General features: G+C 74.0%; 19 protein-coding genes, 1 tRNA gene and 1 riboswitch. Of the genes, 10 read left to right on the forward strand and 10 right to left on the reverse strand.

Features of this window, described 5'->3' with window-relative positions; translation table 11 throughout:
* Nucleotides 1-20: 20 nt before the first annotated feature.
* A complete protein-coding gene (locus AB0398_RS31565) occupies nt 21-1,043 on the reverse strand; it encodes an aminoglycoside phosphotransferase family protein (RefSeq protein WP_366379085.1) in 1,023 nt (340 codons plus the stop codon).
* A 144-nt stretch (nt 1,044-1,187) separates the two neighbouring features.
* On the opposite strand from AB0398_RS31565, the gene AB0398_RS31570 reads away from it, so the two are divergent.
* On the forward strand, nt 1,188-1,871 hold the full coding sequence (locus AB0398_RS31570; protein WP_366379086.1) for a GntR family transcriptional regulator: 684 nt from the start codon (nt 1,188-1,190) through the stop codon (nt 1,869-1,871).
* Nucleotides 1,872-2,027: 156 nt separating this feature from the next.
* On the forward strand, nt 2,028-3,401 hold the full coding sequence (locus AB0398_RS31575) for an amidohydrolase (protein WP_366379087.1): 1,374 nt from the start codon (nt 2,028-2,030) through the stop codon (nt 3,399-3,401).
* 19 nt (nt 3,402-3,420) lie between these two features.
* On the opposite strand, the gene AB0398_RS31580 is transcribed toward AB0398_RS31575, so the two are convergent.
* Nucleotides 3,421-3,795 (reverse strand): VOC family protein, encoded by a 375-nt coding sequence (locus AB0398_RS31580; RefSeq protein ID WP_366379088.1) that lies wholly within the window; start codon nt 3,793-3,795, stop codon nt 3,421-3,423.
* Nucleotides 3,796-4,087: 292 nt separating this feature from the next.
* Nucleotides 4,088-5,128 (reverse strand): NAD(P)-dependent alcohol dehydrogenase, encoded by a 1,041-nt coding sequence (locus AB0398_RS31585; RefSeq protein ID WP_366379089.1) that lies wholly within the window; start codon nt 5,126-5,128, stop codon nt 4,088-4,090.
* A gap of 472 nt (nt 5,129-5,600) precedes the next feature.
* Between AB0398_RS31585 and AB0398_RS31590 the strand changes: the two genes are divergently transcribed.
* The gene (locus AB0398_RS31590) at nt 5,601-6,272 is read left to right on the forward strand and encodes a beta-glucanase (RefSeq protein ID WP_366379124.1); all 672 of its coding nucleotides are present in this window, start codon (nt 5,601-5,603) and stop codon (nt 6,270-6,272) included.
* A 169-nt stretch (nt 6,273-6,441) separates the two neighbouring features.
* A complete protein-coding gene (locus tag AB0398_RS31595; RefSeq protein ID WP_366379090.1) occupies nt 6,442-7,173 on the forward strand; it encodes a hypothetical protein in 732 nt (243 codons plus the stop codon).
* Nucleotides 7,174-7,263: 90 nt separating this feature from the next.
* On the opposite strand, the gene AB0398_RS31600 is transcribed toward AB0398_RS31595, so the two are convergent.
* Together AB0398_RS31600 and AB0398_RS31605 are read right to left on the reverse strand one after the other, a co-directional pair.
* Nucleotides 7,264-7,512 (reverse strand): hypothetical protein, encoded by a 249-nt coding sequence (locus tag AB0398_RS31600; protein WP_366379091.1) that lies wholly within the window; start codon nt 7,510-7,512, stop codon nt 7,264-7,266.
* A 202-nt stretch (nt 7,513-7,714) separates the two neighbouring features.
* Nucleotides 7,715-9,712, reverse strand: a complete 1,998-nt coding sequence (locus tag AB0398_RS31605; protein ID WP_366379092.1) for a SpoIIE family protein phosphatase — start codon at nt 9,710-9,712, stop codon at nt 7,715-7,717.
* Nucleotides 9,713-10,090: 378 nt separating this feature from the next.
* Between AB0398_RS31605 and AB0398_RS31610 the strand changes: the two genes are divergently transcribed.
* The 3 genes from AB0398_RS31610 (at nt 10,091) to AB0398_RS31620 (ending at nt 13,280) form a co-directional block, all read left to right on the forward strand.
* The gene (locus AB0398_RS31610) at nt 10,091-11,143 is read left to right on the forward strand and encodes an iron-siderophore ABC transporter substrate-binding protein (protein ID WP_366379093.1); all 1,053 of its coding nucleotides are present in this window, start codon (nt 10,091-10,093) and stop codon (nt 11,141-11,143) included.
* A 92-nt stretch (nt 11,144-11,235) separates the two neighbouring features.
* The gene (locus AB0398_RS31615) at nt 11,236-12,192 is read left to right on the forward strand and encodes an iron ABC transporter permease (RefSeq protein ID WP_366379125.1); all 957 of its coding nucleotides are present in this window, start codon (nt 11,236-11,238) and stop codon (nt 12,190-12,192) included.
* Nucleotides 12,189-13,280, forward strand: a complete 1,092-nt coding sequence (locus AB0398_RS31620) for an iron chelate uptake ABC transporter family permease subunit (RefSeq protein WP_366379094.1) — start codon at nt 12,189-12,191, stop codon at nt 13,278-13,280. Before AB0398_RS31615 ends, AB0398_RS31620 begins: the two co-directional genes overlap by 4 nt.
* Nucleotides 13,281-13,336: 56 nt before the next feature.
* On the opposite strand, the gene AB0398_RS31625 is transcribed toward AB0398_RS31620, so the two are convergent.
* Complete coding sequence (locus AB0398_RS31625; RefSeq protein ID WP_366379095.1) at nt 13,337-13,906, reverse strand: histidine phosphatase family protein; 570 nt, start codon at nt 13,904-13,906, stop codon at nt 13,337-13,339.
* A 183-nt stretch (nt 13,907-14,089) separates the two neighbouring features.
* Nucleotides 14,090-14,170: riboswitch (cobalamin riboswitch) on the forward strand.
* A 59-nt stretch (nt 14,171-14,229) separates the two neighbouring features.
* Here AB0398_RS31625 and AB0398_RS31630 point away from each other — a divergent pair.
* Both AB0398_RS31630 and AB0398_RS31635 read left to right on the forward strand, forming a co-directional pair.
* A complete protein-coding gene (locus AB0398_RS31630; RefSeq protein ID WP_366379096.1) occupies nt 14,230-14,457 on the forward strand; it encodes a CbtB-domain containing protein in 228 nt (75 codons plus the stop codon).
* Nucleotides 14,458-14,471: 14 nt separating this feature from the next.
* Complete coding sequence (locus AB0398_RS31635; protein WP_366379097.1) at nt 14,472-15,278, forward strand: CbtA family protein; 807 nt, start codon at nt 14,472-14,474, stop codon at nt 15,276-15,278.
* 77 nt (nt 15,279-15,355) lie between these two features.
* Here the strand turns inward: AB0398_RS31635 and AB0398_RS31640 are convergent, their stop codons facing one another.
* The 3 genes from AB0398_RS31640 to AB0398_RS31650 form a co-directional block, all read right to left on the reverse strand.
* Nucleotides 15,356-15,631 carry a hypothetical protein gene (locus tag AB0398_RS31640; protein ID WP_366379098.1) on the reverse strand — a complete coding sequence of 92 codons (276 nt, stop codon included), beginning with the start codon at nt 15,629-15,631 and terminating at the stop codon, nt 15,356-15,358.
* A 9-nt stretch (nt 15,632-15,640) separates the two neighbouring features.
* Nucleotides 15,641-17,971 (reverse strand): hypothetical protein, encoded by a 2,331-nt coding sequence (locus tag AB0398_RS31645; RefSeq protein WP_366379099.1) that lies wholly within the window; start codon nt 17,969-17,971, stop codon nt 15,641-15,643.
* 3 nt (nt 17,972-17,974) lie between these two features.
* A tRNA-Pro gene (locus tag AB0398_RS31650) sits at nt 17,975-18,046 on the reverse strand.
* A 233-nt stretch (nt 18,047-18,279) separates the two neighbouring features.
* Between AB0398_RS31650 and AB0398_RS31655 the strand changes: the two genes are divergently transcribed.
* Nucleotides 18,280-19,305, forward strand: a complete 1,026-nt coding sequence (locus AB0398_RS31655) for a LacI family DNA-binding transcriptional regulator (protein ID WP_366379100.1) — start codon at nt 18,280-18,282, stop codon at nt 19,303-19,305.
* A gap of 91 nt (nt 19,306-19,396) precedes the next feature.
* On the opposite strand, the gene AB0398_RS31660 is transcribed toward AB0398_RS31655, so the two are convergent.
* Nucleotides 19,397-22,174 (reverse strand): glycosyl hydrolase, encoded by a 2,778-nt coding sequence (locus AB0398_RS31660; protein WP_366379101.1) that lies wholly within the window; start codon nt 22,172-22,174, stop codon nt 19,397-19,399.
* Nucleotides 22,175-22,485 lie beyond the last annotated feature (311 nt).

Here is a 22,485-nt window from a genome sequence, read left to right on the forward strand (position 1 = left end):
CCTTTCCCGGGCCGGCGCCCTCAGGCCGCCGCGTCCTCGAACACCGTGGTCGCGCGGAAGAGTTCCCTCACCCAGTGGGCACTGGCCTCGTCGCAGCCGGTGGTCGGGGTGCCGGGGAAGAGGCGGAACCAGGAGGCGGCCCGGCCGAGGGCGGCGAGGCGGGTGGCGAGCGCCGCGGCGCGGCGCAGCTCCGGGAGGGAGGGGCCGAGATCGGTCCAGGGCTCCAGATAGGCGTCGCGCAGCCGCCCCGCGTGCTCGGGTCCGTACCGTTCGAGGACGGCGCGGGCGGGGACGAGGAGGCTGCCGAAGGGGTGGCCGACGGCCGCGTCGCCCCAGTCGAAGAAGGTGAAGCGGCCGGGGGCGGGGGCGAGCACCTGCCCGTCGTGCAGGTCGCAGTGGTCCAGCGAGTCCGGGACGCCGTACGCGTCGAGCTCCGCGCACCAGTCGAGCAGGCGGGGCCGCCCGGCCACGAGGCCGCGGCGGGCCGCCGGGTCCAGGGTGGGGTTGTCCGCGACGAGGCCGTCGAAGAGGGCGGGGAGCCGGGCGGTGCGGGCGTCGGGCACGCCGAGGGCGGTCATCCGGTCCGCGTACGGGATCAGCGCCCGCTGCATGCGCGCGTACTGGGCGAGGGCCCGCGCCCAGGAGTCCGGTCCCGCGTCGCCCGCGTCCAGGACGTGCCGGAAGAGGGGTCCGCCGTCGGGGAGCAGGGACCAGGCCCGTTCGGCGTCGACCGCCAGCGGGGTCACGACGTGACCGGGTGCCCACCGCGCGAGGGCGTCGCCGAGGGGCGCCTCGAAGGCGTTGTCGGGCGCTCCCGCCTTGAACCAGACGGCGTCGCGCTCCCCGGGCCCGGTGCGGAAGCGCACGAGGACCGACCAGGGGCGGACCCTGACCTCGCGGGTCCCGGTCTCGCGCAGGTCGTGCCGGTCGAGCGCCCGCTCCGCCCACGCGAAGGCGGCCGCGCGCCACTCCTCGTCCTCCCAGGGGGTGACCGCGTCCTCGAACCGTCCCCGGTCGACGGTCATCGGCTTCGTGGACGTCATGGGTGTCTCCTGTCGCATCGACCGATCCCATCACCGGGGCGGGGCGGGCGCACGCGAATATCAGGGCCGCCCCGGGGCCCGGCGTATCCTCGCCCCGGACGCGCCCGACGGGGGGCCGCGGTGAGGGAAGAAGAGGCGGACAGGGTGACGGCGGACAAGGCGGCGGATCCGGGCGGGGCGGGTTCGGGCGGGGCGGGTTCGGGCCCCCTCAGCGCGCGGGCCCGGGAGGCCGTCCTGCGGCGGATCGTCGACCGGCGGTACGAACAGGGCGCCCGCCTGGTGGAGCGGGAGGTCGCCGAGGAGCTCGGCATGTCCCGCGTACCGGTGCGCGAGGCGCTGCGCGCCCTGGTGGCCGAAGGGCTCCTGGAACTGCTCCCCCACAGCGGCGTCCGCGTGCGCCGGCTCGAACGCGCCGACGTGGAGCACCTGTACGAGGTGTGGGAGCCGCTCGCGGTCCAGGCGTCGCGGCTCGCGGCGCGGGCCGTGGCCGCGGGCGGAAGTCCCGCCGCCCTGGAGGCGGCCCTCCGCCGGGCCGAGTCGGCCGCGGCGGCCGACGAGGGGGCCCGCGAGGTGGCGGCGCACACGGCGTTCCACGAGGAGGTCGTGGCGCTGTCGGGCAATCCCCTGCTCGTCCGCACGATGGAGCAGCTGAACCGGCAGCTGCGGCTGCTGTTCGGGCTGCGCGAGGAGCCCGCGCACATGCGGGCCCAGCACGCCGAGATGTACCGGCGCATCGCCGCGGGCGACCCGGAGGCGGCGGCGGCGAGCACGCTGCTGCACGTGCGCGACAGCAGGGCCGTCGCGCTGCGCTCGCTCTTCGGCGCCTGAAGTATTTGTATACCAACACGGCAGATCCTATCCCGGCCTCTTCTTCCAAGGCTTCAGAAACCTGGCTTTTCGTGACCCTTCTCCCGCGAGCCTTGCCGCCGACCTGCACTTGGTATACAAAACGGGGAGCTGACGTCCATCGTCGAAGGAGCCCCCATGCAGCCGTCCCCCTCTTCCCCCGGCGCGCTCTCCCGCCGCACGATGCTGGCCGGGGCCGCCGCCCTGGCCGGGGCCACGGCCACGGCGGCCGCCACGGCCGTCCCGGCCCAGGCCGCCGCAGAGGGCGCGGCCGGGGCGGTCGGAGCACCGGTGGCGCACGCCTCGGCGTCCTCCGCGGCGGGGCACCGCGCCAAGGCCGTGGTCTTCCGCGACGTGCGCCCGTTCGGCGCGAAGAGGGCCACGGACCTGGTGGTCGTCGACGGCCGCATCGCGGCCGGTCCGGCGCCGCGCGGCGCGAAGGTAGTCGACGGCGGCGGCCGCATCGCCCTCCCGTCCCTCGTCGACGCGCACATCCACCCCGACAAGACGACCTGGGGCGGCTCCTGGGTGTCACGGAAGCCGGCGAGCGGCATCGCGGACTACGTCGCCCAGGACGTGGAGCTGTTCCGTTCCCAGCGCCGTTCCGTCGCGGAGCGCGCGTACGGTCTGATGAGCCACGCCGCCGCCCGGGGCACCCGGGCCATGCGCGCCCACGCCGACGTGGCCCCGGCCTACGGCCTGGAGGGCGCGGAGGGCGTCGCGGAGGCCCGCGAGCGGCTGCGCCACGCCCTCGACGTCCAGATCGTGGCCTTCCCGCAGCACGGCGTCGTCCGCACGCCGGGCACGGCGGCGCTCCTGGAGCGCGCGGCCCGCGAGGGCCTGGTGGACATGATCGGCGGCATCGACCCGATCGGTTTCGACCGCGCCCTCGACGAGCAGCTCGACCTGGTCTTCGGCATCGCGGACCGGCACGGCGTGGGCGTGGACATCCACCTGCACGACCGGGGCGAGACGGGTCTGAAGGCCATGCGGGGCATCATCGAACGCACCCGCGCCCTCTCCCTCGCCGGCAAGGTGACCGTCAGCCACGTCTTCTGCCTGCCGGGCCTGTCGGACCGCGAACTCGGCTCCGTGGCGTCCGACCTGGGCGAGCAGGACATCGCCCTCACCACGGTCGCGCCGTCGGACTCCCTGGTGCTGCCGATCGCCCGGCTGCGCGAGCACGGGGTGCGGGTCGGCCTCGGCTCCGACGGCGTGCGCGACTCCTGGAGCCCGTTCGGCGACGCCGACATGCTGCACCGCGCGCACATCCTCGGCTGGGTGACGGATGTGCGGCTCGACGACGAACTGGCGGAGTGCTACCGGGTCGCGACCCACGGCGGCGCGGACGTCATGGGCCTCGCCCACGCCGACCTGGAGCCGGGCGCCCCGGCCGACTTCGTGCTCGTACGGGGCGAGTGCCTGCCGCAGGTGGTCGTCGACATGCCCCGCCGGGACGTCGTCGTCCACGGCGGGGCGGTCGTGGCGCGGGACGGGGAGTTCCTCGACTGAGCCCGGCGGCGCGCGGTTCCTACAGGTAGGGGCGGGTGATCAGTTCCATCGCGTGGCCCGCGGGGTCCTTGAAGTAGACCCCGCGGCCGCCGTGTTCGGTGTTGGTCTCGCCGGGCCGCTTCATCTGCGGGTCGGCCCAGTGCTCGATCCCTTGCTCGCGCAGGCGCCCGTAGGCCCGCTCGAACAGCTCGTCGTCGACGAGGAACGCGTAGTGCTGCATCTGGATCTCCACCGGGGGCTCGGCGAACTGGATCAGTACGCCGTCGGGGAGCTGGACGTTGGCGAACGGGCCCCAGGAGGGCGCTTCGGGGAGTTCGAGCAGCTCCCGGAAGAAACGCGCCGACTCGTGCCGGTCCTTGGCCGCGACGATGGTGTGGTTGAACGTGACTGCCATGTGGATGACCTCGCTCTTGTTCGACAGGGAAGGGGACGCTCAGTGCTCGTGCACTGGGGGGTCCTCGTGTCGAACGGCGGGGGTGCGTCCCGCGCACCCGCCGAGCCGTCAGTCGTCCACCGGGTCGCCCGTCCGTGTGTGGCGTATAGCCGGTCCGGTGTTCACGTCGCAGGACGTTACGTGATCGACACGGGCCGCCGCAAGGACGTTCGAGGGGATCGGTGCGCACACTCAAGGGAGTTGGTACGCGCGCCTCCTCCACCGCCCCGCCCCGGACCGGCGGGCGGGGCGGTCAGCCGTTCGGCAGAATGACCGCGCGTCCGGCGACGCGCCCCTCGTGCAGCCGCTCGTAGGCCTTCGGCGCCTCGTCCAGGGTGTACGTCTCCACGTGCACGTCGACGGAGCCGGCGCGGGCCAGGTCGAGCACCTCGATCAGCTCGGCGCGGGTGCCCCAGTACGGGGAGGCCACGGAGACCTCGTACGCCGGGGAGCCGAAGCCGACGGGCAGGGCGCCGCCGCCGAGGCCGACGATCGTGACGTCGCCCTCGACCGCGGCCATCGCGCCCGCCGAGGTCACCGTGGGAGCGACCCCCACGAAGTCGAGGACGACCTCGGCGCCGCGTCCGCCGGTCAGTTCGCGGACCTCGGCGGCGGCAGACGCGTCGGAGAGCACGGCCTCGTGGGCGCCGACGGCGCGGGCGAGGGCGAGCTTCTCCTCGTTGACGTCCAGGGCGACGACCCGGGCCGCGGTCATGGCGCGCAGCAGCTGGATGGCGACGTGGCCGAGCCCGCCCGTGCCGATGACGACGGCGGTGCTCCCGGGGACGAGCTTGGGGAGGGAGCGCTTGACGGCGTGGTACGGGGTGAGACCCGCGTCCGTGAGCGGCGCGGCCCGCACGGGATCGAGGCCGCCGAGCGGGACGAGGTGGCGGGGGCTGTCGACGACCATGTACTCGGCGATGGCGCCGGGGGCGCCGAGGCCGGGCGGCCTGATGCCCAGCTCCGCGGCCCGCAGGCAGTAGTTCTCCTTGCCCTGCGCGCACATGAAGCAGGTGCCGCAGCCCCAGGGGCCGTAGACGGCGACCGGGTCGCCGACGGCGAACCCCTCGACGCCCGCGCCGAGCGCCTCGACGGTGCCGACGCCCTCGTGCCCGAGGGTCAGGGGCAGCGGGAAGGGGAGCTGGTCGGCGGACCAGCTCATGACGGCGATGTCGGAGTGGCAGACGCCGGCGGCGGTGACCTTGAGGAGGACCTGTCCGGGGCCGGGCTCCGGGTCGGGGACGGTGACGACCTCGGGCGGGGAGCCCACCGCGCGGTACTGGAGTGCCTTCATGACGGTGTGTCCTTCGCTTTCTCGCGCTTTCCGGTGGTTCGGCGGGCGACGGGGCCTCGTGCGCCTCCCGGCCGGATCCGGCGAGGAGGGGGCGGGGGGGTGGCCGGTGCCGACGGCGTTGATACGTACCCCAGGGGAGGCGCTTTCGAGTGCCGCCGTCCCGGTGAGACCGGGAACGGTGACGGTGACGGTGACGGTGACGGCGGCGGGGCGGGGGCCGATGCCGAGAGCCGGTGGCGACGTCCGACGACGGTGTTCGGTGACAGTATTTGGTGACGAGTTGTCGCCAATCGGTGACACTCCGTGGTTACTCCGTGGGGAACCGGGCAGATCGTCCGTGGGCCGACGCGTGCCCGTGCGAGAGGAGTGAGCCGTGCTCTCCGACTTCTTCGACCGATTGCTCCGCCGCGGTTCCGGTTCCGGCACGGGACCCCCCGTGGGGTCCGGGGCCGCGCCGGGAACGGCGCCGGGGGTGCCCGGCCAGGCGCGACCGCTCCGGAACCTCGTCCTCGACGCCGACTTCTCCTCCGCAGAGCAGTGGGTCGCCGGCCGCTCCTGGGCCTATCCCCACGGCGGTCCGACGAACCCCGGCGACAACAAGCTCGACCACCTCACGGACGATCCCGCGTACAGCAGGAGCGGGGTCTTCCGGGCGACCCCCCGGCCCGACGGCCGCTGGACCGCCGGGCTGCTCACCACCGAGGGCAGCGCCGAGGGGTTCCTCGTGCGCACGGGCGACGTCCTGGAGGCCCGGGTGCGGCTGTCCTCGGAGATCGGCGCCTGGCCGGCGATCTGGACCTGGCGCGACGGCGGCCAGGAGATCGACGTCTTCGAGTACCACCCCGACAACCCGGACCTCCTGGAGCTGTCGAACCGGGTCCGGGGCCGCCACCACTACTTCCGGGACCCGGCCGTCCGTCCGGGGGCGTGGATCGACTTCCGGATCGAGTTCGGCGCGCGCTCGGTGGTGTGGTGGGTGAACGGCGCGCGGGCCTTCGACGACCGCCGCGGGGTGGGCCGCTCCTGGCGCGCCTACCTCATCGTGAACCTGTCGGTGTGCGCGGGCCGCTACCACCCGGCGCCCGAGCCCGGCACGGCGGAGATGTCGTACGAGGTGACGGAGCTGCGCGTGTACCGCGGCTGACCCGGGCCGGGGACGCGTACCTCTGCCCGTCTCCTCCGTACGGCGGGAAGCGGAGTGTCGACGCGCGCGACGGCGGGGGAAGCGTCGTGGGGGCAACGGGTGTTGCGTAGGCTCGAACAGAGCGTTCCGCGCACCCGCACCGTGCCGCCCGTACGACGAGGAGGACCCCATGACCACCGCCGAAGAGGGACGGCAGCGGCTCGACGCGGCCAGCGTGCTCAACGCGAAGAGGACGCTGCTCCAGCTCCTCGCCCGGGCCGGCGTCTGGTCCGGGGACGCGGAGGAGCTGATCGGGTTCGTCGAGGCGGGCGCCCTGGCCCTCGCGTACGAGGAGGTCGGCGGGGCCGGGCGGAGCGCCCCGGACGGGAAGGGCGAGGCCTACGCCGCCGGTTGGCTCGACGGTGCCCGGGCCGTGGCCGACGAGCTCGGCGGCGTCGCCGAGCGGGCCCTGCGGCAGGTCCTCGCCGCCGATCCCACGGCCGACTCCCCCGACGACCGCCCTCCCGTCGGGCGCACGGAGATGGAGCGGACCAAGGTGGCGGTCACCCCGATCTACCTCTCGTTCACCGATGTCTCCGACCTCGATCCGGAGGTCACCGAGCAGGTGCTCGGCGCCGTCCTGCGCACGATGAGCGCCCGTCAGCGCTCCCGGTACGCCGGGCGGTTGGCGGAGTTCGCCACGACCCACCGGGGGCACCTGGAGCGCCTGTACGCGGAGTACGGGCCGGGCAGCGCCATCGCGATCCACGGCCGCTACACCCTCGTGCACTCCCCCACCAGCGTCGCCGTCCTGGAGCGGCTCGCGGCGGCGCCCTCCGCCCTGTACGAGGAGTGGGACGCCGCCGAGCTGCCGCCCGCGTGGCTGGACGGCCTGACGAAGGCCTGGGGCGCACCGGCCTGATCCGCTCGCGCCCGCCGCCACCGCCGGAGGGCTCACAGCGGCAGAGTGAACGTTTCTTCTCGGGCCGCCATCGGCCGTCGCCGACCGCCGCTAGTCGCGGAAGGGGTCCGGGTACGGAGCGGGGAAGGGCTCCTCCGCGCGGTCGGACCGCCCTTCCCGTCCCCGGCGGGCGTCGGTCCAGATGGCCTCGATGCCGAGGGGCCGGGTCGTCTCGTCGGGCCGCCAGGAGGACGGGAAGCCGGTCGTCTCCTGCGCGCGTGCGGAGTGCGGGGGCTTCGGCGGGACGTCGCGCTCGATGCCGCCGAGGCGCCGCTCGAAATCGGCCTGCAAACGGTTCATCGTGTCGAGGAAGTCCTCGAGAGGAATGGTTCCTTCATACATACGTTCCTCCTGTGGCACGCGGCGAAGGTCATCACATTCGAATAAAAAGGGCACTGCTGATGACACATCCCCTCAACGACACCTTCCCTCGGAGGGGAACGCGGCATTCGGGTGACCCGCCGGGCGGGAAGAACCGGTCCTTCGCAGATCGGAGGCTTTTTCACCCGCCCCGGACGACCGGTTCCGCACGGAAGGCGATCATGGCGGTGTCGTCGCGGTGGTCGGAGAGGTCCTGGAGGAGACGGAGCAGGTCGGGCAGGGCCTCGTCGCGGTGGAGCGCGGCCGCCCGCAGGAGGCGGCGCTGCCCGGTGTCGAGGGAGGTGCCGGGGGTCTCGATCAGTCCGTCGGTGTACTGCAGGAGCGTGTCACCGGGGGCGAGGGCGTGCGTGTGGGTGGTCCTGGGGAGTTCGGGGGCGACGCAGAGCGGCGGGTCCTCGCCGCCGCCTTCGAGGAAGCGGGGCTCTCCCCGCGCGGGGATCAGCAGGGGCGGCGGGTGTCCGGCGTTGGACCAGGTCATCCGCCAGGTGCCGTCGGGGCACCGGTGCAGATGGGTGTGGACGACGGTGGTGAAGGAGCCGACGTCGAGCCCTTCGGCGGCGTCGTCGAGCATGGCGAGGACGGCCGCCGGCGTGCACTCGGGCCCCTTGTTCCAGGCGAGGCCGCGGAGCATGCTGCGCATCTGGCCCATGACGCCGGCCGCGGTGAGGTCGTGGCCGGCGACGTCCCCGATGTCGAGGACGAGGGTGCCGTCGGGGAGCGTGATGGCGTCGTACCAGTCGCCGCCGATCTCGTTGGCCGGGCTGGCCGGCTGGTAGCGGGCGGCCAGGACCGCCCCGGGCACCTCGGGCGGGCGGGTGAGCTGGGCGCGCTGGAGGCGCAGCGCGGTGCGGCGGGCCTGCTGGAGGTCGAGGACCTTGCGGATGGGCCGCTGCGCGTGGTGCAGGACCTCGCGCAGCAGCTCGACGTCGGCGGGCTCGGGGACGGGGGTGTCCCCGCTGGTGGCGGCGGTGGCGTACCCGAGGACGATGTCGTCGACGACCAGGGGGACGAGGGTCATGCTCGTGGCGCCGGACGCGGCGAGCCACCGCTCGGTGACCTCCGGCACCAGGCCGGGCGGAATCCGGCCGTCCGCCGGCAGCCGGAACGTCCTCGGCTCACGGCTCTCCAGGACCTCCCGCATGACCGGGGTGACCGTGACGCTCTGCCCCATCGGCGCGGGCGCGGGCGGGAGTCCGGGGCGGGTGGCGGAGGCGACCCGCCGGGCCGTGACCGTCGCGTGCTCCGGGAGCGGCCACTCCTCGTGGGAGAGGAGCAGGATCACGCAGGCGTCGGTGAGGTCGGGGACGACCGAGTCCGCCACCGCGGCGAACGCGGCGTCCAGCCCGCCGCCCGACGTCTGCGCCACCCGGGCGAGGAGGTGCTCGCGCAGCTCCGCGCCCCAGGTGTCCTCGATGTCGACGGTGGCGGCGATCCACTCGTCGGCGCGACCGTCCCGCACGATGGGGACGCAGCGCGTGGCCATGTGGCGGTAGGAGCCGTCGGCCGTCCGGAGCCGGAAGGTGTTCTGGTAGATCTCGGGGGGCCGCCGGGCGAGCGCGCTCCGCCAGGCGTCGACGAGCGCCTTCCGGTCCCGGGGGTGGACGTGGGCGTACATGTCCCCGCCCTCCCGGACGGGCAGGGGGGCGCCGGTCAGCTTCTCCCAGCCGGGGACGATCTCCTCGACGTGCCCGTTCGCGCGCACCACCCACACCATCTGGGAGACGGCCGTCACCAGCGCCTCGAAGCGCTGGAGCGCGCGGGTCTCGGCGGTGGTCTCCAGGGTCACGACCAGGACCCCGTCGCCGACCGGGGTGGCGACGGGGGTGCAGGAGGAGACGAAGTGGCGGACCTCCTCCGGGCCGCCGGGTACGGGCAGCAGGGACTCGGTGAGCTGGCGGGGCCGTCCGGTGGTGAGGACGTCGTCCAGGACGGACAGGAACCGCTCGGCGGCCGGTTCGGGATAGGCCTCCCGGGCGGGCCGGCGGAGGGGGCGGGCGCCGAGCATCCTCTTGTACGCCGCGTTGACGTAGATCAGCAGGTGGTCGGGGCCTCCGAAGAGGGCGACCGCCGCCACGGTCGCGTCGAACAGCTTCGGGTCGAGGGCCCTCGCCGGGCTCATCGCCCGTCCGCCCCTGTCCGGGCCGGTGGGAGGTCCGGCCGTCCGCCGGTCCGCCGGCGATCCGGTGCGATCATCCTGTGAGCCTTTCGTCCTCCCGGCACATGAACCCCTGCATCCTCCAGGGGACCCTGCCGCGGGGGCCCGCGCCACGCGGGCGGCTACCCCGTTCGCGTGCGGCCCGAACGCCGCCCGTCGCACCTTCGGACCTTCCACCCCCGGCGTTCCTCCGAAGGTCGACACCCCTGGTGTTCGACCCCGAGAGCGAATAGGTTAGGCTCACCTAACAAGCGTTCGCGACGGCCGCCGCCTCTACGTGATCACCTCCGGAGAGGCGTGGGCGCGACCTCGCACACCTCTGCCCGGAGACAAGGAACCGTCATGCCTTCTGTGTTCACCCCTCTTCGCCGCCGCGCCCTCGTGGCGGGGGCCGCCGCGGTCGCGCTCGGCCTCATGGTGACCGGATGCGGCTCGGACGAGAAAAAGGACGACGCGGCGGGCCCGGCGTCCGAGGCTCCGGCGGGCGCGTTCCCCGTCACCATCAAGAGCGCCCTCGGCGAGGCGGTCATCAAGGAGAAGCCCAAGCGCGTCGTCACCCTCGGCCAGGGTTCCGCCGAGACCGCGATCGCCCTCGGCAACGTCCCGGTCGGCATCGAGGAGTACCCCTGGGGCAGCGACAAGACCGGCTACCTCCCCTGGATCCACGAGGCCGTGACGAAGTCCGGTGCCACGCTCCCCAAGCAGTTCAAGGGCGGCGAGGAGCTCGACATCGAGGCCATCACCGAGCTGGAGCCCGACGTCATCCTCGCCCCGTGGTCCGGCCTCACCCAGAAGCAGTACGACGTCCTCAAGGACATCGCGCCGACCGTCGCCTACCCCGAGAAGGCGTGGAGCACGAACTGGGACCAGCAGATCGAGATCGTCGCCAAGGCGCTCGGTCAGCCGGAGAAGGCCAAGGAGCTGGAGTCGAAGATCGACAAGCAGCTCGCCGACGCGGCCGCCTCCCGCCCCAACTACAAGAACGTCACGTTCTCGTACATCTACAACACCGGCCCCGGCACCCTCGGCGTCTTCAAGCCCGAGGAGCAGCGCGTCGCGATGGTCTCCAAGCTGGGCCTCAAGGTCGACCCGGTGGTGAACACCTTCAAGGAGACCGAGGGCACCGACTCCGCCCTGATCGGCCTGGAGAACGCCAACAAGCTCTCGAAGAGCGACATCGCCTTCACGTTCTACATGGACGAGAAGTCCCGCAAGACGGTCGAGGCCCAGCCGCTGTACGCGGCCATCCCCGCCGTGAAGAAGGGCGCGCTCGTCTACAGCCACGACACCCCGTTCGTCACCGCCTCCTCGATGATCAACCCGCTGACGGTGCCGTACAGCATCGAGCGCTACCTGCCGATGATCGACAAGGCCGTCGCCAAGGCCGGGAAGTAACGACGGATTCCGGCGTGACCACACTCTCCCGGACCGCCCAGGGCCCCGCCGTTGCACGGCGGGGCCCTGCCCGGTACCTAGCAGCAGCCGTCCTGTGCCTGGTCCTGCTCGCCCTTGCCCTGCTCGCCAGCGTGATGTTCGGCAGCAAGCCGACGTCCCTCTCCGACGTCCTGCGGGTCGTCACCGGCGGCGGGGACGAGTACCTCCGCACCGTCGTCGAGAGCCGCTACCCGCGCACCGCGCTCGGGGTGCTCGCGGGCCTCTGCCTCGGGATCGCCGGCACGCTGATGCAGGGCATCACCCGCAACCCGCTCGCCGAGCCGGGGCTCCTCGGCATCAACGCGGGCGCGTCGGCGAGCATCGTCGCCGCCACCGCGTTCCTCGGCGCGTCCGGGCAGCGGGAGACCATCTGGTGGGCCCTCGCCGGCGCCCTGGCGACCGGCGTCCTCGTCCATGTCGTCGGCACGGCCGGCGGGGGCGGCAGTCCGGTGCGGCTCGTACTGGCCGGCGCGGTGCTCTCCGCGATCCTCGCCGCCTTCATCCAGGCCGTCGCGCTGTCCCGGCCGAAGGTCTTCGACACGTACCGCTACTGGGTGGTGGGGTCGCTCGGCGGGCGCGGTTTCGACGTCCTGTGGGACGTGCTGCCGTTCGCCGCGGCCGGTCTCCTCCTCGCCGTCGTCCTCGCCCCCGGGCTCAACGCCATGGCGATGGGCGACGACAAGGCCGCCTCGCTCGGCATCAGCCCCGCCCGCGTCAAGGGCGCCGGGCTGCTCGCCGCGACGCTGCTCAGTGCGGCGGCCACGGCGGCGGTGGGCCCCATCGCCTTCGTCGGACTCGCCGTCCCGCACCTGGTCCGGGCCCTGGTGGGCGCCGACTTCCGGATGCAGATCCTGTTCACCGCGCTCGCGGGCCCCACGCTGCTGCTCCTCGCGGACGTCGTCGGCCGGGTGCTGCTGCGTCCCGAGGAGCTGATGGTCGGCGTCGTCACCGCGTTCGTGGGCGCGCCCGCGCTGCTCTTCGCCGTCCGTCGTATGAGGGGAGCGGCATGAAGACCGCCGACCGGACCGAGATCCGGACCGGGGGCCCGGCCGTGGGGCCGTCGCGTCCCGCGGGGCGCGTCCTCGTGCGGATCGGCCCCCGGGTCGCGATCCCCGTGCGCCGCTCCTCCCTTATCGCCGCCGTGCTGTCGGTGCTGCTCCTGCTGGGGGCGGGCGTGGCGACGCTCTCGATGGGCAGGCTGGGCATCGACCTCGCCGATCTGCCGTCGGCGCTCATGGGCGAGGCGACGGGCAAGAACGCCTTCGTCCTGAACCGGCTGCGCGGCCCCCGGCTCGTGGTGGCCATCGCCACCGGCGCGGCCCTCGGCCTGTCCGGGGCCCTGTTCCAGTCGGTCACCCGCAACCCGCTGGGCAGCCCCGACGTGATCGGGCTCAGCGCCGGTTCCGGCGCGGGGGCCGCGGCCGCCGCGCTCTTCTTCCCCGACACCGTCCCGGTCTCCGTCGGCTCCCTGGTCGGCGCGGTCGCCGCCATGGGACTCGTGTACGTCTCCACCGGGACCGGGTTCCGCAACCCGGGACGCCTGGTCGTGGCGGGCATCGGCGTGGCCGCCATGTCGACGGCCCTGACCCAGTACGTGGTCTACGCCGTCGAGCGCGACAAGGCGAGCGCCCTGACCGCGTACATCAACGGCAGCCTCTCCGCCCGCTCCTGGGACGACGCGACGGTCATCTGGGCGGTGCTGCTCGTCTGTCTGCCGCTCGCGGCGCTGCTCTCGCGGCCGCTGAACATCGGCGAGATGGGCGACGACCTCTCCACCGGTCTGGGCGCCCGCCCGGACCGGACCGCGACGGCGGCGGTCGCCCTGTCGATCGTGCTGTCCGCGGGCGCGGTCAGCGTGGCCGGCCCGATCGCCTTCATCTCCCTGACGGCGCCGCAGATCGCCAAGCGGGTCACCCGCAGCGGCGGGCCGCAGCTCGTGATGTCGACCGTGCTGGGCGCCCTGCTCCTGGTGCTCGCGGACCTCGCGGCCCAGCAGCTGCCGCTCTTCGACGACCTGCCGGTCGGCCTCTACACGATGGCCGTCGGAGGGGCGTACCTGGGCTATCTGCTGCTGAGGGAGTGGAAGCGGACCGTCTGAGGCGCGTACGACGAGAAGGGGAGGGGCCACCGGTGGCCCCTCCCCTTCTCGTTCCGTCACCCGGTGAGCGGTTCGCCGACGCGCAGGTTCCAGCGGCCGCCGCGCCCGCTGAGGTGCACGGCCGTCAGAGGGCGGACGTCCAGGCGCCGGGCGGTTCCGTCCGGCACCCCGAGGGCGTGGACCGCGGCGGCGCGGACCACGTCCGGTTCGACGACGGCCGTGACGCGCCCCGATCCCTCCTGGAGCGCGTCGAGCCAGGCCCCGACCCGGACGCGCAGGTCGCGGAGGGACTCCCCGCCGTGCGGCGCGGCCTCCGGGTCGGACAGCCAGGCGGCGAGCGCGGCCTCCTCGGTGGCGGCGACGTCCTCCAGGGTCCTCCCCCGCCACCGCCCCATGGCGCAGCCGGCCAGGCCGTCCGCCGGCTCGGCCCGCAGGCCGAGGGCCCGGGCGGTGCCGAGGCAGCGTACGGACGGCGAGGCGTACGCGCGCGTGGCGGGGCCGAAGGCGGTCGCGAGGGCCTCGGCGCGGGCGAGTCCGGCCGGGTCGAGGGGGCCGTCGTCGTCGAACCGGACCTCGCGCAGCGCGTCGTTCGTGGCGGGCGGGACGAGCGCCAGCCGGACTGTCATCGGGGTCCTTCGCGGTCGGCGCCGGTACGGGGCGGCGGGGCGGTCCCCCGTACGGTACGGGCCAGGGGAAGCGAGCGCTCCGGCCGGGGCGCACGGAACGTGATCCGGGCCTCACGCCCTTAACAATGTCCACGTCACGCGGTACGGTCAGGCGACATTTGAACAGCGTGACGACGGCGAGACGGAAGTCCGGTGGGAACCCGGCACGGTCGCGCCACTGTGTGCCGAGGCGTCCCTGGCGAGGGGTGCGGCGGCGAGTCAGACCCGTGGACCGTCGTCCTGCACCACCGTTTGGGACGCGCGTTCCCGCAGGAGGTTTCATCATGGCCGAGGCTGCCGTCTCCGCTGCCGTTTCCACCCCGTCCGTGGCCGTACCGGCTCCGCTGCCGGTGCGGGCCGTACTGCCCTGGGCCTTCTTCGTCGGCCTTCTCGCGCTGATCGCGCTGTACTTCGTGGGCGCGGAGCAGGGTGCCACCTCCCTCTTCGCGGGCTCCGAGGTGCACGAGTGGGTGCACGACGGGCGCCACCTGCTCGGCTTCCCGTGCCACTGAGAGGCGACGAACACATGCACGCCTCGACTGTGAGAACCCTGCTGATCCGCGGCATGCTCGCGGGTCTGATCGCCGGTCTGTTCGCCTTCGCCGTGGCCTACGTGGGCGGCGAGCCCTCCGTGGACGGCTCCATCGCCGTGGAGGAGGCCCAGGCCGCCCAGGAGGCGGCCCACGCCGGACACGGCGGCGGCGCCGGCGAGGAGGCCGAAGAGGAGGAGGTGGTCAGCCGCTCCGCGCAGTCCACCTTCGGCCTGGCCACCGGCGTCCTGGTCTACGGGGTGGCGCTGGGCGGCGTCGCCGCGCTCGCCTTCTCGTTCGCGCTCGGCCGCATCGGCCGGTTCAGCCCGCGGGCCACCGCGGCGCTGACCGCGGCGGCGGCCTTCACCACCGTCTACCTCGTGCCGTTCCTGAAGTACCCGGCGACCCCGCCGGCCGTCGGCAACCCCGACACCATCGGGAAGCGCACCACCCTGTTCTTCCTGATGATCCTGCTCAGCGTGCTGCTCGGCGTCGGCGCGGTGATCCTCGGCCGCCGTCTGGCGCCGCGCCTGGGCAACTGGAACGCGAGCCTGGTGGCCGGCTTCGGCTTCGTCGCCGTGACGGCCCTCGCCTTCGCGGTCCTGCCGGCGAACGACGACGCGGTCAAGGCGGGCTTCCCGGCGAAGCTGCTGTGGGAGTTCCGCCTGGCCTCGCTCGGCGTCCAGGTCGTGCTGTGGGTGGTGTTCGCCGTGGTCTTCGGCTTCCTCGCCCAGAAGGCGCTGGCCGCCCGTACGTCCGACGCGGAGACCCCGGCCCGGACCGAGGTCCCGGCCGCGGGCTGACCGGCCGACGCGTACGACGCCGCCCCCGCGTGCCAGGAGCACACGGGGGCGGTGTCGTGTCACGGGGCGGCGCGCCCTCACCCCAGGGCCAGGTACTCCGGTGACGGTTCGGCCAGTTCCGGATGGTCCGTGGCGTACCGGTCGCCGTGGATCGCCCGCATCGCCCAGTGCCAGGAGTGGTCGTGGAAGACGAGCCAACGGTACGGCTCGCTCTCCGGTTCGTACGGGTAGAACTCCAGGGCGTCCCGCTCGGCCTCCTCCGGCGTCATGCCGCCGTGGCGGTGCATGGCCCAGGCGTAGCAACGCCGCTCGGCATGCAGCTGATCGAGGTATTCCGCTTCGTCCGGTGTCACGTCCTCATCCTAAGAAGCCCGGTGGTCATCCCGGTCCCCGCACAGCCAGTGCCCGCCCGTCGTGGTCCATCCGGTCAGCCGCCGGGCGCGTCCGGCGTCCGCCGTGCCGTCGGCGGAGAAGGAGCCCCCGTCGGCGACCATGCGGAGACCGGCCAGGGCCGGTGCCAGCCGGGCGGCCACCGGGGCGGGGTGACGGGCGGTCTCCTCCGGCAGCCGGGCCAGCACCCCGGCCGCCGTCGCCCCGTCGCACAGCGACAGGTGGAACAGCATCTGCCGCCAGGCGTACGCCGCGTCCTTCACCGTGCCGAGCGGGCGCCGCTCGTGCCGGGCCCGGTCCGTCAGACGGCACACCGCGGCGAAGCAGCGGCGGGCGAGTTCCGCCCCGCCGGAGGCGGGCGCGACGCCGACGCGGTGGACCAGGGTGGCGAGGTTGTGGGTGGTGAGGATCTGGGCCTGCTCGATCACCGAGCCGTTCCCCGCCACGCTCCACGAGCCGCCGGAGGGGCGCTGACCGGCCCGCTCGTGGCAGAGGGCGGCGAAGTCCGGCGCGTGCCGGGCGCCGCTCCCCCGGAACGCCGGTCGCCGGGAGCCCCGTTCGGTCAGGACGTAGACGGCCGCGTAGTCGATGCCGTAGTACCTCTCGTACAGCGAGCCTTCGAGCAGTTCCCCCGCCACGGCGGCCGCGGCCGCGAACTTGGGGCTGAAGGTGCCCATGAAGATGTCGGCGGCCAGCTCCTCGACCAGGGGCGCGTCCAGGTCGGTCCGGCGCGCGAGCACGGCGAGTTCGCGGACGAGCGGGTTGGGCAGCAGGGTGCCGGGGAAGCCGTCCACGGCGACCTCGGCGAGGTGCCGCAGCGTCGCGTGGGCGGAGTCGCGGACGCGCGCGTCGGAGCGGTGCCGCGCGGACACCGCGCGGACCCAGGGCAGTTCCTCGGGCCGGACCTGCCGCTCCAGGTCGAGCAGCAGCAGCGAGCGGCGGTCGCGGAACGCCCGGTAGTGCGCGGCCATGAGCGCGCGCAGCGGCGCGTCCCGGTAGGCCCCGGCCGTCTCGGCGGCGACGAGCTGGGGCACCAGCTCGGCCAGCACCTCGGCGGAGGGGATCACGCCGGACTCCACCAGGACGGGCAGGGGCGCGCTCCGCGCCCTTTCGACCACGCGGCGGACCGCGGGCGGCACGGCCGTCCCGGCGGGCAGGCCGGAGCGCCGCTGCTCGGCCCCGGTGACCGGGACGAGGAGCGCGGCCGGGTCGGCGGCGCCGGTGTCCTGCGGGAGCGCGGACATCCGGTCGGCGACGAGGTGGGCGAGGTCGTGGTGGGAGGGCAGCGCGGCCTGGGCCGCCTGGGCGCTCCGTACCGCCGTGTGCCGCTCCGAGCCGGGCAGGCCCCGCTTGCGGACCATCGAGGCGGTGGCGTGCCGCAGGAGCCCGAGGCGCCGCGCGTCGGGCGGACGGCCGGCGACGGTCTCCTCCAGGGCCCCGCGCAGGATCCCGAGATTGCCCTTGGGGTCGCGGTGGCCGCCGCAGCGGGTGTGCTCGCCGGCCAGGAGCCGGTAGCGGTCGAGGAGGGCGGCGCCGCGCGCGTGCCACCCGTCGTCGGGCGTCCGGTCCAGGACCCGGTGGTCGGGGCCCGCCGTCTCCAGCCAGTGCCGGAGCAGGTCGTCGGCGAAGGGCCGCCAGACGCGGAGCGCCTCGCGCTGGGTCTCGACGGCGTCGTTCGGGCCCCGGCGGGCCAGGGCGGCCCCGGCCTGCGCGACGGTGCGGCGGTGTACGGCGTCGGTGACGGGCGCCGGGGTCGCGGACGGGCGCGGGGTGAACCGCAGCGTGGCCGCGAACGGGCTGATCTCCCGGACGAGTCCGAGGGCCGCGTCGGTCTCCCCGGCGCGCACCAGCCAGGCCAACGTGAGCAGCGCGGCCTCCTCGGGGACGGTGACCTCGTAGCGGGTGCCGTCGAGCAGCGCCCACAGCTCCGCGAGGCCCTCCTCGGTGAGGTGGTGGGCGAAGAGGGCCGCCCGGTCCTCCGGCACTCCGGCCTTCCGCGCCGCCTCGGCCTCGTACGGCAGGAGGGGGCCGCCGGCCCGGGCGGCGCCCGTGGCGAAGCCGCCGTGCAGCACTTCCGGGGTCACCCAGGCGGGCAGGCCGCGCACGGGGGTGCGCGAGCCGATCCGCAGCGTGCCGGTGGCCGTTCCGGCGAGCACCTGGCGCCAGCCGCGGACCCGTTCCTCGGCACGCGCACGCGTGGCGGGGTCCGCGTGGGTGAGCGCGGTGACGAAGGCACGGGCCAGGCGGCCCTCGGCGTAGGAGGCGGAAGGGGTCGGCGGCTGCTTGTCAGCGTGGGTGTCCATGAGCCGACGTGGCGGGTTCCGCCCCCGCGCCCTCCGGGTCCCGAGCCCGGCGCTCTGCTGCTGAGCTACACGTCGTGGGCCCTGATCCGCCGGACGGGCCCAGGACCCCGACGGTAGCGGGGGCTCGGGAAAGGGGGCAACGGGGTTTCCGAGAGGCGGTGTCCGCAGAGGGGACGTTCCCCTTGGGAGCGCTCTCAGAAGGTGGGGGTTACAGATATCCTGGACCGGACGAGAGCGCGCATCGTACCCGTGCGCGCCCCGTACGACCCGGTACACCGCCCAGCCGACGCAGTCGAGGAGCGCCCGCCTTGTCCGAGCAGACCACGGGGTCCCGCCCCACGCTGGAAGCCGTCGCCGCGCGGGCCGGCGTGTCCCGCGCCACGGCCTCCCGGGTCGTCAACGGGGGCGCCGGCGTGCGCGCTCCCCTGGTCGAGAAGGTGCGCAGGGCCGTCGAGGAGCTCGGTTACGTCCCCAACCACGCGGCCCGCACCCTGGTGACCCGGCGCAACGGCGCCGTGGCCGTGATCATCGCGGAGCCCGAGTTCAGGATCTTCTCCGACCCGTTCTTCGAACAGCAGGTGCGCGGCATCAGCCGGGAACTGACGGCGCACGACTCCCAGTTGGTGCTGCTGTGGGTGGAGGGCCCCGGGGACCACGAGCGGATCGCCCGCTATCTCGGCGGGGGGCACGTCGACGGCGCGCTGGCGTTCTCGCTGCACAGCGACGACGCCCTGCCGGCCGTGATCGAGGGGGCGCGGATCCCGGTGGTCGTCGGCGGGCGGCCCGCCCCCGGCACCGATCCGGCCGTGCCCTTCGTCGACTGCGACAACCGGGGCGGCGCCCGGGAGGCGGTGCGGCACCTGGTGGGCCTCGGGCGCCGGAACATCGCCCACATCTCCGGCCCCGCCGACCAGACCTCGGCGGTCGACCGGCTGCACGGCTACCGGGACGTCCTCCACGACGCCGATCCGGAGCTGCTGTGCGCGGGCTCCTTCACCGAGGAGAGCGGCGCGCGGGCCATGGCGGAGCTGCTCGACCGGCGGCCGGACGTGGACGGGGTGTTCGTCGCCAACGACCTGATGGCGTCGGGCGCGCTGCGCACCCTGCGGGAGCGCGGGGTGCGGGTGCCGGAGGACGTGGCGGTCGTCGGCTTCGACGACATGGCCTCGGTGGTCGGCCGGACCTCGCCCGCCCTGACCACCGTGCACCAGGACATCGAGGGCATGGGCCGGCTGATGGTGAAGCTGCTGATGCGGCTGCTGGACGGGACCGGGCCCGAGATCCCGGGCTCCGTGATCACCCCGACCTCGCTGGTCCGCCGCGCCTCCGCCTGACCGCGCGCCGGGGGTCTCCCGTACGGGAAAGGGCGGCGGGCCCGGGTGCGTCACCCGGGCCCGCCGCCCCGTTCCCCGCTCCCCTACGGGGTCAGTCGTACGGGATGACCACCACGGAGCGGTCCGTGCCCGTCTGGAGCCGCCCGTCGCCGTTGCCGATCGCGCTCCAGACCTCCAGGCGGACCGTTCCGCCGCGCAGGTTGCCGAGCGTGCCGGTGGCGGACTTCAGGCCGCGGGACTGGGCGTACTCCTCCCAGCCCGTCACCGGGTCGGTCGCGAAGTAGTGGTACGTCTCCGTGCGGTCGAAGGTGCCGTCGCCGGTGAGGTCGTAGCTGATCCGGGCCTGCTGGCCGAGGCCGACCGACGTGCCGGCGTCGACCTGGAGCCGGAAGGCGGTCGAACCGCCCGCCCGGAGCGTACCGTTGACGTTCTTGGCGACGTAGACGAGCGGCTTGTTCGGGGTGCCGTCGTGGTTGCCGCCCTGCGCCGAGGCGAGGGTGTCGCTGCCCGCCGTGGCGCCGGTGGCCGTGGTGAGCGTGCCGCCGGTGCGGAGCTGGAAGGTGTTGCCGGTGCCCGGCTCCGGGTCGGGGTCGGGTCCGGGGCCCGCCGTGCCGTTGCCGGAGGCGGTGGAACGGGCCGGGACGGAGAGGGACTTGCCGTCGGAGAAGGTGACCGTGCGGGCGGTCGAGCCGTGGTTGTGGGCCACGTAGGTGCGCGTGGTGCCCTTGGTGAAGACGGCCGAGGTGGGGATCGATCCGGTGACGGTGGTGTCGGGGGCGCCGAGCGTGTCGAGCGCGGTGAGCCAGTGGTAGGTGTGGGCCTTGGACTCGCCGGCCTCCGGGGTGTATCCGGCGTGCCCGGCGTCCCACTTGGCCTTGGCGGCGCCGGGGTCGGCGAGGGACTGGAACTCCCAGAGGATGTCGCGCCACTCGACGGCGGGGCCGCCGTTCTCGCGCTCCATCTCGGCGATGTTGCGCCGGATCGCGTCCTTGCGGCCGCCGAGCTGGAGCGAGCCGCCACTGGTCACGGGCAGGACGTTGATGCCGTGGATCTCCTCCGGGTTGGCGGTCCACCAGGTGGAGTAGGCGCCGCCGCTGCCCCAGACCATGCCGACGGTGTCGTGCTGGAAGGAGCCGGGGAAGACCTGCTGGTCGGCGTCGAACCAGTACTGGGAGATGGCCTCGCCCTCGGTGGTCAGGAGGTACGTGCCGAGGTCGCGCAGGGAGGTGTCGCCGGTGGCCGCGCCCCACAGGACCAGGGCGGCGCTGAGGTTGGTCGACTCGGAGGACGACTCCTGGTTGTTGCCGGCGGCGAAGCCCTGGTGGCCGCTGGCCCAGCTGTGTCCGGCGTAGACGTCGAAGCCGCGCAGGAAGGGGAAGGCGCTGTCGGTGCGGCTGGGGTTGGCGGTGTCGCGGACCAGGGTCTTGACCATGGTCCCCCAGGCGGAGTCGGCGGCCCAGTTCGGGTCGTACTGGGCGACGATCGCGGCGGCGTACACGTAGTAGCCGTAGTGGAAGTGGTGGTCGTTGAGCTCGGTGTCGCTGCCGTAGGAGGCCGGGTAGCCGGTGAGGGTCTTCCAGGCCTTGTCGTACGAGAACTCGGTGGCGCCGCCGGCCGTGAACCACTCCTGGAGACGGCCCTTGATCAGGCCGAGGAGCTTGTCGCGGACCGCGCCCTCGCCGATCTGGTCGGCGAGCGGCACGAGCTGGGCGAGCTTGCCGAGGGCCTTGCCGGTCCAGTAGGTGTCGACGGCTCCGGAGAACGGGTCGGAGGAGTTCGCGACCTCGTTCAGGTAGCCGCGCAGCCGGGCCGTGTCGACGCCGGCGCCGGGCAGGCCCGGGAGGGTGGCGGCGGCCTTCTGGGCGGTGGTGAAGGAGGCCGCCTCGCGGACCTTCATGGTGCCCCGGGGCGAGACGTAGGTGTACGGGGTCAGCGGATCGGTGGTGTGCAGCCACTGGTGGCGGTAGAGCGCCTGGAGGGTGCCGCGCTCGGTGCCCTCCCTGGCCTCGGTGGTGAGGCTGTAGGTGGCGCGGACGGTGCCGGCGTCGTAGCTCCAGTTCACCGCGGAGCCGGTGACGAAGCTGTAGGCGTACTTGCGGTACGTGGCGAGCGCGTCGGTGGAGGGCAGGACGGCGACGGAGAAGTAGTCCTTGCCGCCGAGGCCCGCGGTGATGGTGGAGCCGGAGACGTTCCAGTCGGTGCCGCTCGGCGAGAAGAGGGCGTAGTGGTGGCCGCCGACGGTGATGCCGAGGACGTTGCCCTGGTCGGAGAAGACGGTCGGCGCGGTGGCGGTGGTGATCCGGGCGTCGCCGCCGGTGCCCCGGGCGTACACGAAGGGCAGGCCGTGGCCGATGGTGGTGCGCAGGGTGCGGGCGCCGTCGGACCAGTAGGGGGTGACGGTCCAGTCGGACCAGGCGTCGGCCTTGGTGTCGGGCGAGTTCAGGCCGGTGAGGCCGAGGGTGAGGTCGCGCTTGTGGGCGAACTCGTACTGGCGCCCGTCGCCGACGATCGCCGGGCTGGTGGGGTAGCCGACCTCCAGGCCGCCGGAGACGGCCTGGTAGGTGAGCGGGTGGCCGTACATGGGGGTGGAGTACGGGTTGTCCCCGTAGCGCTGGAAGGCGAGCGAGGACCACCAGTCGTTGGTGGGGACGGGCTTGCCCTGGGCGGCGGCGGTGACCTTGGGGGTGACGGGGGCGCCGGTGTTGGTGGTGGGGCCGGAGGTGCCGGCGGGGCGGGTGTCGGAGTAGCTTCCGGCGCCCGCCGGGACGGTGGCCGCGGCCGCCGGGGCGGCGGCCGGGCCCAGTCCCACGGCGGCGAGGGCGGAGACCAGGACCAGCGCTGCGGCGGGCCGGGTGCGGGGGGATGGCATGAAGGGGCACCTCATGTCGTCGCGACGGATGGGAGCTCAGGAGGGTGGAGCTCGATGCGGGTGCGGCCCGTACGGACCCGTACGGGGATGCGTGGGGGTGCGGGGGCTGTCTTCGAGAGGCCGGAAGCCGGGGCTCGGAAATGGCTGAGAGCGCTCTCAAGGTGACGGAAACGTAAAACCCCGGAAACGAGCGTGTCAAGAGGTTGAACGCACGCGGGAGTTGACCTCTCCACTCGTCCGTTACGCCTTCGAGCCTTGACGGATGCACCGTGGCACGGGCACGCTCCCCACGCACGCTTGAGAGCGCTCTC

The sequence above is a fragment of the Streptomyces sp. NPDC086147 genome, assembly GCF_040702165.1.
GTDB lineage: Bacteria > Actinomycetota > Actinomycetes > Streptomycetales > Streptomycetaceae > Streptomyces.